Below are 13,112 nucleotides of genomic sequence, written 5' to 3'. Positions count from 1 at the left end.
ATATTTAATTAATTAACATTTAATAATATTAATTTTTTTTTGCCCCACGTTGTATCGGTTTGGCTAGCCGGATGAATTGGTATCGCTTTCATCTGATTCGCTGAGTTAATAATAGAAAAGAAGAATCCAATGAAACAAGTATTGCCAAAATTAATAATATGTGCAGCCGTTAGCGCGCTATTTTTCACCTCTGCACAAGCAGCTATCTCCGCCGAAACAGCGGGGTCTGATGTGGCACAACTTAAATGGAAATACCAGCCACCGGGAGATAAGTTCTTTGACTTGGCATTAGATGCAGGGGGCGATGTATATGCTGGCCGAACCAATCATAGCGCTGAAGCAAGACACATCGGTATGCTCGGGTTCAGCGATGTAGAAGATCAATTTAAGCTTAAGTGGAGTCTAGATTATTTGACCGAATATCCTACCGGCCACAATTTGGAAGTCCCTTATTATCACAATCGGTACAGAAGCTTTACAGGGTTAATTGTTAAAGATAACACGGTCGTAGCAAGACTATTTGATAGTAGTTTGCTGATATTTGTGGACACGCGTACTGGAAATGTATTAAGGACGACCCCACTTGAGCCTTTGTCCAAGATGTCAACCCAGCATGTAGACACAGCGGCATTGGGAGAGGATGGGACGCTTTATTTCAATCGATGCAATGCGGTATCAAGTTCCGTATCTGAACATGAATTTTTAGGCGTTGGTTTTAACGATGGTTTGATAAAATGGCAAAAACAATTAAAAGGTGTCGGTTGTACTAAACCGCAGTTTAACGAATATTTTGAGGTTTTTTCTCCTGTCATTGATGCAGCCGGTGTAGCGCATATTTCTACTCAGGAACAAGGGCATTTCAACGGCGCCAACTTTACCGTCGCAGAAAATGGTGATGCATCTAAGGGAGTCAGATTACCTATGCGCTCGCTGCAGTCGGCAGTGGGTGACAACGGTGTAATTTATACACTTGGATACAAGCAGGCCAACTATAACTCTACGCAAACAGAATATGGTCTTTACTCTCTTAATGCAGAGTATCCTGATCAACCGGCTCATTTACTTTATAGCTTTAAGTCCGATAGACGATATATGGGGGGCTTGTTAACGGAGCCGGTGATCGCTGGCTCCTCGATTTATTTCGCCGACTCCGCAGTCAACGGAACACGTTACGCGCTTTCTGCACTCACATTGGACGATAATTCCCACGTCCCGCGCTGGACTTTTCCATTTGGAGAAAGTACAACCTATCATTATAAAGAACGCGTTACCGCAACGCCTGCAGTTAGCGCTGGGGGACTTCTCTACGTTGGCACAACAGAAGCGCTGTATGCGATTGACGCTGCAACGGGCGAGCAAAAATGGAAATCATCTGAAAATCGTAACGCCTCTCAATTAACGATAGGCAAAGACGGCACTCTTTACGCGATTGCCTGCGATGATACTTGCATTGTGGCGATCAAGGGCGATGGCACATCTCTGGCTAAAGGTCCATGGCCAAAGGCACGAGGCGACGCTGCTAATACAGGACGGGTCTCAAAAAATATCGGGGAACCGGCGGCTAGTCTTTCCTGGATTAAAGCTGGCCAGATCAATGCAACCGGCGATTTGCCTGTCGGCAGCACGGTGACCGTTACTGCGACTAAGCCGAACGTTAAACCAACGAGCATCGACATCACTTTGCCGAGCGGTAGTAATACCCATTATCGCTGGCCTAAGTACGTGGCTGATCAACTCAATAACACCACGTTGTTCCGCGCTGGTGTCGAACAAAAAGATGGTTCGTTTGCACCGCAATATAGCCAGTACCTCAACATGATTTGGTCGCAATCCAAAGATGCGAAAATAACGGTGACAATTAAGCCGGCTACGGGGGACGCTCCAACCTGGAAAACGGTTAGCGCGATTATCTCAACCGGTGACTTGGCGGTAGGTAGCCATATTCTTATTTCGCTTACCGATCCCGAAGGACATCACTCGCAAAAATCATTTGCAGTGACAGCGGGTGCGAACGGGCATTATGAATGGCCTAAACATCTGGCAGACTTCATCAACGGAACATTTGACGCGGTGCGCGCAGGTGAGATGATCGGCAAAGATGCCTTTACGACGCTCAAAAGTCAGTACCGCAACACATTGTGGGTTCAGCCCGGCTATCACGCCGAATTGACTTTCGTAAGCTAACAGTTCGTTTTTGACGCAGCTTCCTGTCGACCTAGAAGGAAGCTGCGCTTGAGCTTATTTGTATTTTCTCTCGAATCGCTTTGAACTTTTTCAATAAACTCCTCACTCTTGAGTGAGGAAGGGTGCTGAATAATCGCGTTTCAGCGGCAAACCAAATTTTGCCAATTACTTTTTTTACTCATGTTAAGTCTCGTCTTTGTAGCGATAGTTATGCCGGCACGTTTTAGATGCCAGAAAAAACAGAAACTATTTCTCATTTTACGTCGCGATAAGTCGGGCTAATTTTAGCCTGACGTTGTACCGATTTGAATAGGGCGAAGCTGACAAACATCCCGACTTTTCTGCCAAGTATCGCAAGTAGTGTTTGTACTGTGATCTTTACCCACAACGATACGAAAACCGAAGCACGCAACTTAACACTCAACTTAAGAATCAACATAATTCAATGAAATTGACATCTACACTGAAGCGCCCAGCTTTACGCATTCTCCCATTAGCGATCATGATGACATTCATGTCAAACGCGGCGTATGCCGATGCAGGTGACCTGAAATGGTCGCATAAGGTTAGTACTGATACTACTAGGATTTCCTTTTACGACCTAGTGGTAGATGCGGATGGTGATCTATACACTGGTATAAGTAAGTCGCCTCAACCTGGTACGTCAGCAGCTGCAGAAAATGGGCTGATTTCGTTTAAAGGAGCGAGTAGCGAATTTACACAAAAATGGTCACATATTTATGACATCCAAAAACCAGGACAAAGTAAATACAAGCAGTCCTTTGATAATTTATTGCTTAAAGATGACGTTATCGTCGCAAAAAAAGCAGACCATAGTGAGTTGCTTTTCATTGACCGAGAATCCGGTAAGGTTATTGAAAGAACAGAATTGCCGCAAGACACTATCGAGAATGTCGGCGTAAAAAGCATGAGGCCAAACGCTGGAGCACTGGGTGAGGATGGGCGACTGTATTTCAATGGCTGTCAGGCCATAACGAAGGAACTAGCATTTCACAAACTGTACAGTGTTGGATTTGATGGACATGTGAAGTGGCAACAGCAACTTGATGAAGTGGCTTGTACTTTTGCTTATGATTTTCATGAGTTGGGTTACGTTCCATTTTCCCCGGTTGTCGGGGTGGATGGTGCTGTTCATATTTCTACCCAAGTTACTGATTCGCCTTTGACAAACTTTGGCGAGGGTATCGTGTTCAAGGGGCACTTGCACACTGTTCACCCTGATCGTGGTCAAAGCGTAGAGGTCGGCAAAGAGTTTCCAGTTCGTTTGCTTCAGCCGGTGATGGGTGAACACAACATTATGTATACCTTAGGTTATAAACAGGTAAATCCTGAGAATCCGGGACTTCCGCCATCTCCTCATCAAATCGGAGTTGATTATCAGCTTTACGCCGTTTATCCCGATCAATCGGTTGAGACTTTACATAGTTTTAAGCAAGAACGAATATATAACGGCATTGTCGGTGCAACCGAACCGGTTATCGCTGGATCGTGGATTTACTTTCCTTCAGGTTTGCAGGAGAAGAAAGAATATTACGGGGCTATTTCCGGGCTGAAACTGAATGCGCATGGAGGGGGTGGCGACAAGATATGGACTTATCTATTCAGGGATAATGATGGTGTCGGCAATGCTTACGTCAATGCAACACCTGTCGTCAGTCAGGGTAAACCGGAGGAGGGCATCCCAGGTACGATTTATGTGCCCACAGACCAGGGTCTGTACGCGCTGAACGCTAATACTGGCGAGTTGATCTGGTGCAAATTACATGGCGATTATTCAGGCATTAAACAATTGACGTTAGGCTTGGATGGTACGCTCTATGCGGTTGGATATTATAGCCAAGCCATTTTGGCAATTGAAGGTGATGGTACATCGCTGGCTAAAGGTCCATGGCCAAAGGCACGGGGCGACGCTGCTAATACAGGACGGGTCTCAAAAAATATCGGGGAACCGGCGGCTAGTCTTTCCTGGATTAAAGCTGGCCAGATCAATGCAACCGGCGATTTGCCTGTCGGCAGCACGGTGACCGTTACTGCGACTAAGCCGAACGTTAAACCAACGAGCATCGACATCACTTTGCCGAGCGGTAGTAATACCCATTATCGCTGGCCTAAGTACGTGGCTGATCAACTCAATAACACCACGTTGTTCCGCGCTGGTGTCGAACAAAAAGATGGTTCGTTTGCACCGCAATATAGCCAGTACCTCAACATGATTTGGTCGCAATCCAAAGATGCGAAAATAACGGTGACAATTAAGCCGGCTACGGGGGACGCTCCAACCTGGAAAACGGTTAGCGCGATTATCTCAACCGGTGACTTGGCGGTAGGTAGCCATATTCTTATTTCGCTTACCGATCCCGAAGGACATCACTCGCAAAAATCATTTGCAGTGACAGCGGGTGCGAACGGGCATTATGAATGGCCTAAACATCTGGCAGACTTCATCAACGGAACATTTGACGCGGTGCGCGCAGGTGAGATGATCGGCAAAGATGCCTTTACGACGCTCAAAAGTCAGTACCGCAACACATTGTGGGTTCAGCCCGGCTATCACGCCGAATTGACTTTCGTAAGCTAACAGTTCGTTTTTGACGCAGCTTCCTGTCGACCTAGAAGGAAGCTGCGCTTGAGCTTATTTGTATTTTCTCTCGAATCGCTTTGAACTTTTTCAATAAACTCCTCCTCTTGAGTGAGGAAGGGTGTTCAATAATGATGTTTCAGTCGTGATAATGCAAAAGGAACGAATTATTTGTATTTATCGAGTGATGAGATCGGTAGTTACGGTATTTAATATCAAAAAAATAATTATAAAATAGTCAATAAATAAAATTTTGCCGGATGGTTTGAAAAAATTTAAAAATTTCAAACATCACCCGCAGAATTTTCTATTTACAAACGGTTTCCGCACATGAGTGATGTTTTTATGACACCGTGGCGCTTTTCAGCTAAATTTGAACTCCCCAACTATGGCATAATCACAGGCTAATTTCACTGTTTAGCGCGTCCAGATACGCGATTGATCATGCTAAAAACGCTCTACGACAAATTATGGGAATCTCACGTGGTCCATGCTGAACAAGATGGCACGGTAATTCTTTACATCGATCGTCACTTACTGCATGAGGTGACGAGTCCTCAAGCTTTTGACGGACTTAAGCTAGCCGGGCGCACGCCTTGGCGAGTTCCTGCTAATCTAGTTGTGGCCGATCACAATGTTCCCACTACTGATCGCGCCCATGGGATCGTTGATCCAGTTTCGCGTCTTCAGGTCGAGACTTTGGATGCCAATGCCAAAAAATATGGCCTGACTTATTTTGCCATGAACGATTTACGTCAAGGTATCGTCCATGTGATTGGACCTGAGCAAGGTGCCACCTTGCCGGGGATGACAGTTGTCTGCGGCGATTCGCATACATCAACGCATGGCGCATTTGGCTGTCTGGCCCAAGGTATTGGGACGTCTGAAGTAGAGCACGTATTGGCAACTCAGACGCTATTGACCAAAAAATCCAAATCGATGCTTATACAAATCGACGGTGTGATACCGAACGGCGTCACTGCTAAAGATCTGGTACTAGCGGTAATTGGCCAGATCGGTACTGCTGGTGGAACTGGTTATGCGATTGAATTTGGTGGTTCAGCAATTCGTTCTTTGTCGATGGAAGGCCGAATGACAGTTTGTAATATGGCGATTGAGGCAGGTGCGCGTGCTGGCATGATTGCCGTGGACGACACCACTATCAACTATGTCAAAGGGCGACCATTGTCACCAGTTGGACCACATTGGGAGCGGGCTATTAGTTACTGGCGTACGCTGCACTCTGATGTCGGCGCCAAATTTGACATGGTGGTTACACTGAATGCTGCCGAAATTAAGCCGCAAGTGACTTGGGGCACTTCACCAGAGATGGTGGTGCCGATTGATGGCCGCGTGCCGGATCCCGATAAAGAAAAAGATCCGACCAAACGCGATGGCATGGAAAAGGCGTTGGCTTACATGGCGCTGAAGCCAAATACCGCGATGGAAGATATTCGCATCGACAAAGTGTTTATTGGCTCATGTACTAATTCTCGTATTGAAGATTTGCGTGCAGCAGCGGTAGTGGTTCGCGGCAAATTCCGTGCATCAAATGTGAAGCTGGCGATGGTTGTTCCCGGCTCTGGTCTGGTTAAGGAACAGGCTGAGCGCGAAGGCCTGGATAAAATTTTTAAAGATGCTGGTTTTGAGTGGCGCGAGCCAGGATGTTCAATGTGTCTGGCCATGAACGCCGATCGCCTTGAGCCAGGTGAGCGATGTGCATCAACTTCAAACCGCAATTTTGAAGGTCGCCAGGGTAATGGTGGGCGTACACATCTGGTAAGTCCGGCAATGGCCGCTGCAGCGGGAATCGCAGGTCATTTTGTTGATGTACGATCCCTATAGAACGTTTATTTGTACCTTTGATTTCGTAAATATGAAAAAAATTATTGCTTTATGTCTTCTTGCTGCTATTTCCACTTCAATGGCTGGTTGTAATACATTTCACGGTTTCGGCCAAGATGTCGAACATGTGGGCGAAAAAATGCAAGGCAAGTAATTTTCAGTAGCGATTATGTGTTTAATTGCACTGTGTTTTACGTTGTTATTGTCTCTTTGTCGCTAGCTTGAAGCGCTTTATTTGGAATAAATGTGATGAATAAATTTACTGTACTGGATGGTTTGGTGGCACCGTTGGACCGTGCTAATGTCGATACCGATGCCATCATACCGAAGCAATTTTTGAAATCTATTTTGCGTACCGGATTTGGGCCGAACTTGTTCGATGAATGGCGCTATCTGAATCATGGCGAGCCAGGAGTGGATAATTCAAAACGACCGCTTAATCCGGACTTCGTACTGAACCAGGAGCGCTATCAAGGCGCTTCGATTCTCTTAACGCGCAAGAACTTCGGCTGTGGGTCGTCGCGTGAACATGCGCCGTGGGCGCTGGATCAATATGGTTTCCGCGTTGTAATCGCACCAAGTTTTGCCGATATTTTCTTCAATAATTGCTACAAAAACGGTTTGCTACCAATTGTTTTGCCGGAAACGCAGATTGACGGCCTGTTTGATGAAGTGAAGGCGTTTCCTGGTTACCGCCTGATTATCGATCTCGAAAAACAATTAGTGACGACCTCGAACGGTAGCGTGAGCTATCCGTTTGAAGTGGGCGAGTTTCGTAAGTATTGTCTACTAAATGGTCTGGATGACATTGGACTGACACTGCGTCAGGCCGACAAAATTCACGAATTTGAAGATCGTCATTTGTTTGAGCAACCATGGTTAGCCAATACGATTTGATGCAGTTGCGTTTATGCAATGATTCTAAATATGCACAGTAGTATCTTATGTAGATGGTTTTTTTGGCTTGCGCTTGGCGACTATCCTGAATGGCTAGGGCGATAAAAATATATCCATCGACTGCGCGTTATTATTTCAACGTTTCTTTGAACTTATTTAAATACAAAACATGAAAATTGCAATTTTACCGGGCGATGGTATTGGTCCTGAAATCATAGAGCAAGCGGTGAATGTTCTTAAGGTACTTGGTGAAAGTTTCGAAATGGAAACAGCCTCTGTTGGCGGAGCTGGTTATGCCGCACACGGCCATCCTCTTCCAGAAGGCACACTTAAATTAGCAAAAGAGGCGGATGCCATTTTATTCGGCGCAGTGGGTGATTATCAGTACGACTCACTAGAACGTTCGTTGCGTCCTGAGCAGGCAATTCTTGGTTTGCGTAAGAACTTAGGGTTGTTTGCCAATCTTCGTCCTGCGATTTTATACCCAGAATTAGCCGGTGCTTCAACGCTGAAGCCCGAAGTCGTATCAGGTTTAAATATCTTGATCATTCGTGAATTGACCGGCGATATTTATTTTGGTCAACCGCGCGGCGTACGTACGGCCCCTGATGGTGCATTCAAAGGCGAGCGCGAAGGTTTTGATACGATGCGCTATGCTGAGACAGAAATTCGTCGGATTGCGCACGTTGCCTTTCAGACGGCACAAAAACGCGATAAGCGTTTAACAAGTGTCGATAAAGCGAACGTTCTTGAAACCTTTCAGTTTTGGCGTGACATTGTAACGGACGTCCATAAAGAATATCCGGACGTCGCGCTTGAGCATATGTATGTGGACAATGCAGCGATGCAATTGGTCCGCGCACCAAAAAAATTCGATGTCATTGTCACGGGCAACATGTTCGGAGACATTCTGTCGGACGCAGCGGCGATGCTGACCGGTTCAATTGGCATGTTGCCATCCGCTTCATTGGATGCCAATAACAAAGGTTTATACGAGCCTTCACACGGCTCAGCGCCTGATATTGCAGGTAAGGGCATTGCTAATCCATTAGCTACCATTTTATCGGCTGCGATGATGCTGCGGTTTTCCTTGAATAAGGCAGAACAGGCTGATCGCGTTGAGGCGGCAGTAAAGAAGGTCCTGGCGCAAGGTTTGAGGACGAGTGATATTTACGAAGCGGGGACAACAAAAGTCAGTACAACTGAAATGGGTCAAGCCGTATGTAAGGCTTTGGCTTAAGTTACGCGACTAAGAAGGTGTAGAACCCTTCTTTTGTGTTTTCATTGTATTTTATGTTTTCTCAGTATTTATTGACGTTACGGGCGTTTCCCCGTTCATGTTTTAGGGAATGATGATGAAGCTGGTTGGTTTAGTCGGTTGGCGTGGCATGGTTGGTTCGGTCCTGATGCAGCGAATGCAGGAAGAGGGCGATTTCGCCCATATTGAACCGGTATTTTTTTCAACTTCAAATTCAGGCGGACCTGCGCCTGCATTGGCAAAAAATGAAACAACATTAAAAGATGCTAATGACATTGAGGCGTTAAAAAAATGCGAGATCATTATTACGTGTCAAGGCGGTGACTACACTAGTGATATTTTCCCAAAACTTCGTGCGTCCGGATGGAGCGGTTACTGGATTGATGCAGCATCAACTTTGCGGATGAAAGACGATGCCATCATCGTGTTGGATCCTGTCAATTTGAATGTCATTAAAGATGGACTGACGCGGGGTATTAAAAACTACGTAGGCGGCAACTGTACAGTCTCCTGCATGATGATGGGCCTGGGTGGATTGTTTCAGCATGATTTGATTGACTGGATGACCTCGATGACTTATCAGGCAGCATCTGGTGGTGGCGCGCAACATATGCGTGAATTGTTGACCCAATTTGGTGCAATCAATGCAGAAGTCAAATCATTGCTCGACAATCCTGCGGCAGCGATTCTTGAAATTGACCGTAAAGTATTGGCTAAGCAGCATAGTTTTTCTGCAGACGAAACCAAGCAGTTCGGCGTACCCCTTGCCGGAAATCTAATTCCATGGATCGATAAGGATCTCGGTAACGGAATGTCTAAAGAAGAGTGGAAAGCCGGCGCAGAAACGAATAAAATTCTCGGCCGTGGTGAAGGATTTAGCAGTGGGAAAAAACCTATTCCGGTTGATGGGTTATGTATCCGTGTCGGTGCCATGCGTTGCCACTCGCAAGCTCTCACCATCAAATTGAAGAAAGATGTGCCGCTTGACGAAATTAACGACATCATCGCTAGTAACAATCAATGGGTAAAGGTTGTCGAGAATAGTCGTGAGGCCTCAATGCGTGACCTGACGCCAGCTGCAGTCACCGGTAGCTTAACGATTCCAGTTGGCCGCTTACGCAAACTGGAAATGGGTGGTGATTATCTTTCGGCATTTACTGTTGGTGATCAATTACTGTGGGGAGCTGCAGAGCCTCTGCGCCGCATGCTGCGAATTGTGTTGGATAAATAAAAAAGCGAACTAGTTCAATTGCGACTTCCGTCTTTTTGTTGTCTACAAGAGGCGGCTTAAGGACGGAATAATACAATTGTTGATGTTCATCCCTGTCCAACGATAGATTTTCATGGCATTGTTTTATTGGTAATTTTAATGCGACCAATACTATTCGTGATTTGTTGCCAGACTGGTAATCTACTAAATATCTAATGAATCGGCCTAGCTCGACTTTTTGGGCAATATTAATGTTTTAAAACTCAGGAAATAACATTGATAAAACGCAAGATTTGTCTTCTAACTTACGCCAACGGAATGTCTTCAATGCCACTAAACAAGAGTTTACATTCATCGAGCAAATTAATGTCCGTTGGTTTAAAGACAATTACATCAGCAGTCATTTCTTCCATGGTAATGATGGCCGGAGCACATGCCGCTGGGTTTGGTAAGTTAACGATCTTGTCGTCGCTAGGCCAACCACTGCGTGCTGAGATTGAATTAACTTCCGTGGCCAAGGATGAGGAGTCGCAATTAGTTGCAAAATTAGCGTCTGCTGATGCATACAAACAGGCCAATATCGATTTTAATCCCGCATTATTATCTCTCCAATTTTCGATAGATCAGCGTGGAGTGCGTAAATTCGTACGCGTAACTTCTACGCAACCAATTAACGAGCCATTTGTTGCAGTGTTAATGGAGTTGGGCGGCACGAATACGCGCGTTGTGCGGGAATATAACGTCTTGCTCGATCCCGCCAGTTCTCACGTGGCGCAAAGTGCACAAATTACTGTACCAGTTCGCCCATCAGCAGTGGGTCCCACAATAGCGTCTGCGCCATCTGGTGCGGACGCTGCCGCGTTTTTGCCCGGCGCGAGAAATGATCGCTCGTTTCCACGTTATAGTGAAAAAAAAATAGCTCAACCTGATCACACTGAATCTCGCACAGCCAAAACATCAGCTCCCGCTGCTACGGGTGATAAAAAACGCGCTGGAGATTACCGGGTAAAGAAAGGCGATACGCTTTATCAAATTGCGGATACCAACTTGCCGGACGGCGTGTCAATTGATCAAATGTTGGTCGCCCTGTATCGCGGCAATCAAAATGCATTTATCAATAAAAATATTAATCGTTTGCGTAGCGGTCAGATTCTCTCAATTCCCGATGCGGACAACGCACGTACCGTTTCTTCAGCAGAAGCTAGAAGTGTAATTCTGGCAATGTCGAAAGACTTTAACGGATATCGCAATACGCTGGCTGGTCAGTTGCTCACGGCAACGCCGCGTGCTGGCGATGAGGCAAAACAGAGTGGTGGCGGTAAAATCACTGCGAAAGTGGAAGAGCCGGCAAATCCTACGAACGACGCCAAAGACAAACTGAAACTATCACGCGCTGGCGGCACCTCTAAAGCGGATGCGAAATTGGTTGCAGCGACTGAAGAGCAAGTTGCCCATGAAAAAACAAACGTTGAAGCAAATACTCGGGTCAAGGAACTAGAAAAAAATATTAACGACTTACAAAAAGTCATAGATCAAAAAAATAAGAATTTAGAGGAGTTGCAAAAGCAAGCGGATAGCTCTGGAAAAGCTTCGGCTGCCCCATCTGTTGGTGCATCTCCTCAAGCTGCCCTCGTAGTTGGGTCAACACCGTCTTCGATGATGCCCACTGTGGCAGGTGTCGCCCCTAATGCACCTTCTATTACTCCTGTGTTATCAGTTGCGGCGGTAGCTGACGCTTCGCCACCCAAGCCTACTCAGCCCAAGCAGATTCCGAAGTTGGCAACACCCTCTCCTGAGTCCAGCACCTTAAGCGGTTTAGCGGATAATCCTTTGCTATTACCTGGTGTCGGCGTGTTGGCATTGCTATTAGCAGCCCTTGGTATCAGCAGACTGCGTCGCAACAAGCAGCAGGTGTTTTTAGCTAATGGTGGAAGGTCGCAGGGCACCTCGGGGATCAAGTCGAGCACATTATTTGGTGCGGCTGGAGGGCAGAGCACTGATACTAAAAATAGCGTATTTAATTCTAATTTCGTACCTTCGGTTAGCGATCTTGATACGAATGTCGATCCTGTAGCTGAAGCGGACGTTTATATCGCTTATGGACGTGACTTGCAGGCAGAAGAAATTTTAAAAGAAGCGTTACGCGGACAGCCAACGCGTGATGCGATTCGCGTTAAATTATTAGAAATTTATGCGGCGCGTAAGGATGTGCGGGCCTTCGAAATACTAGCTAGCGAACTCTACAGTCTAACAGTCGGGAAGGGGGAGGATTGGCAGCAAGCGGCGGCGTTAGGAGTGACGATAGACCCTACTAATCCATTGTATGGGCGAGGAGATTTGCCAGAGCAAGTAGTTAGTAAAGCAGCATCGATAACTGCTCCTACGCAACCAATGGAAGGACTTGAATTTAATGCGCCGCGAGTTATTCCTGGACCTTTGAATACACAAAGTCGAATACTGGATGTCGAGGAGGTGGCAGTTCCGATATTACTCACTCCGTCGCATGTAGATGCTGATCCACTTAAAGATATATTGGAACCAGACGACAAGCCAGATCTGGATTTTGACTTTGCGCCCCTAGATGACCCTGTCGATAAGAGCCATCATTCGGCGATCACGATGACGACACCTGAATCCGCTAAGGCGATTCTGGAATCTCTGGATTTTGATCTTGAAAACAAAGCGTTGACAGGCTCTGATTTTAGCGTCACGGGTTCGTCTGCTGAAACTGGCGTACAGTATAAACATATTCCATCAGACCCGACTGTAGAGGTATCAGGTGGGGTTCCAACTCTTCTGGAGCCTGTTATTCCACTATCGAATGTAGCATCAACCTTCGTGATGGCTGCTCCCCTGGAGTTCGAGTTTTCAGCTATGGATCTTGATCTTGTCAATGTGGCTGATAAGCATAGTTTGTCAGAGGAAATATTGAAGGCTCCTCTTGTTATGAACAACACGGAAATGGCGACTAAGCTTGATCTTGCTGCTGCTTATCAGGAAATTGGTGATAGTGAAGGCGCGCGCGAATTACTAGAAGAGGTATTAAAGGGCGGTGATGTGGGGCAGATAGCAACGGCGAAAGCGTTATTGGTAAAGCTTACGTAAAAATGTTGGTGAGC

8 protein-coding genes are annotated in these 13,112 nt (G+C 46.2%); all 8 read left to right on the top strand.

Annotation, left to right across the window (positions count from 1 at the left end; all coding sequences use genetic code 11):
- Positions 1 to 129: 129 nt before the first annotated feature.
- The 8 genes from ACXX82_RS23725 (at position 130) to ACXX82_RS23690 (ending at position 13,098) form a co-directional block, all read left to right on the top strand.
- Entirely contained in the window at positions 130 to 2,184 is a 2,055-nt protein-coding gene (locus tag ACXX82_RS23725; protein ID WP_458563837.1) for an outer membrane protein assembly factor BamB family protein, read from the top strand.
- 445 nt (positions 2,185 to 2,629) lie between these two features.
- Positions 2,630 to 4,783: a hypothetical protein gene (locus tag ACXX82_RS23720; RefSeq protein WP_458563836.1), complete on the top strand. Its 2,154-nt coding sequence runs from the start codon at positions 2,630 to 2,632 to the stop codon at positions 4,781 to 4,783.
- A 444-nt stretch (positions 4,784 to 5,227) separates the two neighbouring features.
- A complete protein-coding gene (gene leuC, locus ACXX82_RS23715; protein ID WP_322238993.1) occupies positions 5,228 to 6,628 on the top strand; it encodes a 3-isopropylmalate dehydratase large subunit in 1,401 nt (466 codons plus the stop codon).
- Entirely contained in the window at positions 6,612 to 6,782 is a 171-nt protein-coding gene (locus ACXX82_RS23710; protein WP_322238991.1) for an entericidin A/B family lipoprotein, read from the top strand. Before leuC ends, ACXX82_RS23710 begins: the two co-directional genes overlap by 17 nt.
- A 95-nt stretch (positions 6,783 to 6,877) precedes the next feature.
- Positions 6,878 to 7,525: a 3-isopropylmalate dehydratase small subunit gene (gene leuD, locus ACXX82_RS23705; protein ID WP_322238990.1), complete on the top strand. Its 648-nt coding sequence runs from the start codon at positions 6,878 to 6,880 to the stop codon at positions 7,523 to 7,525.
- Positions 7,526 to 7,694: 169 nt separating this feature from the next.
- Positions 7,695 to 8,765 carry a 3-isopropylmalate dehydrogenase gene (gene leuB / locus ACXX82_RS23700; protein WP_322238989.1) on the top strand — a complete coding sequence of 357 codons (1,071 nt, stop codon included), beginning with the start codon at positions 7,695 to 7,697 and terminating at the stop codon, positions 8,763 to 8,765.
- Positions 8,766 to 8,880: 115 nt separating this feature from the next.
- Positions 8,881 to 10,014 (top strand): aspartate-semialdehyde dehydrogenase, encoded by a 1,134-nt coding sequence (asd, locus tag ACXX82_RS23695; protein ID WP_322240679.1) that lies wholly within the window; start codon positions 8,881 to 8,883, stop codon positions 10,012 to 10,014.
- A gap of 345 nt (positions 10,015 to 10,359) precedes the next feature.
- Positions 10,360 to 13,098, top strand: a complete 2,739-nt coding sequence (locus ACXX82_RS23690) for a motility hub landmark protein FimV (RefSeq protein ID WP_323507511.1) — start codon at positions 10,360 to 10,362, stop codon at positions 13,096 to 13,098.
- Positions 13,099 to 13,112 lie beyond the last annotated feature (14 nt).

Source organism: Glaciimonas sp. GNP009, from assembly GCF_054343755.1.
The sequence above is the reverse complement of the archived record's forward strand: the minus strand, read 5'-3'. Positions and strand labels throughout refer to the sequence as shown.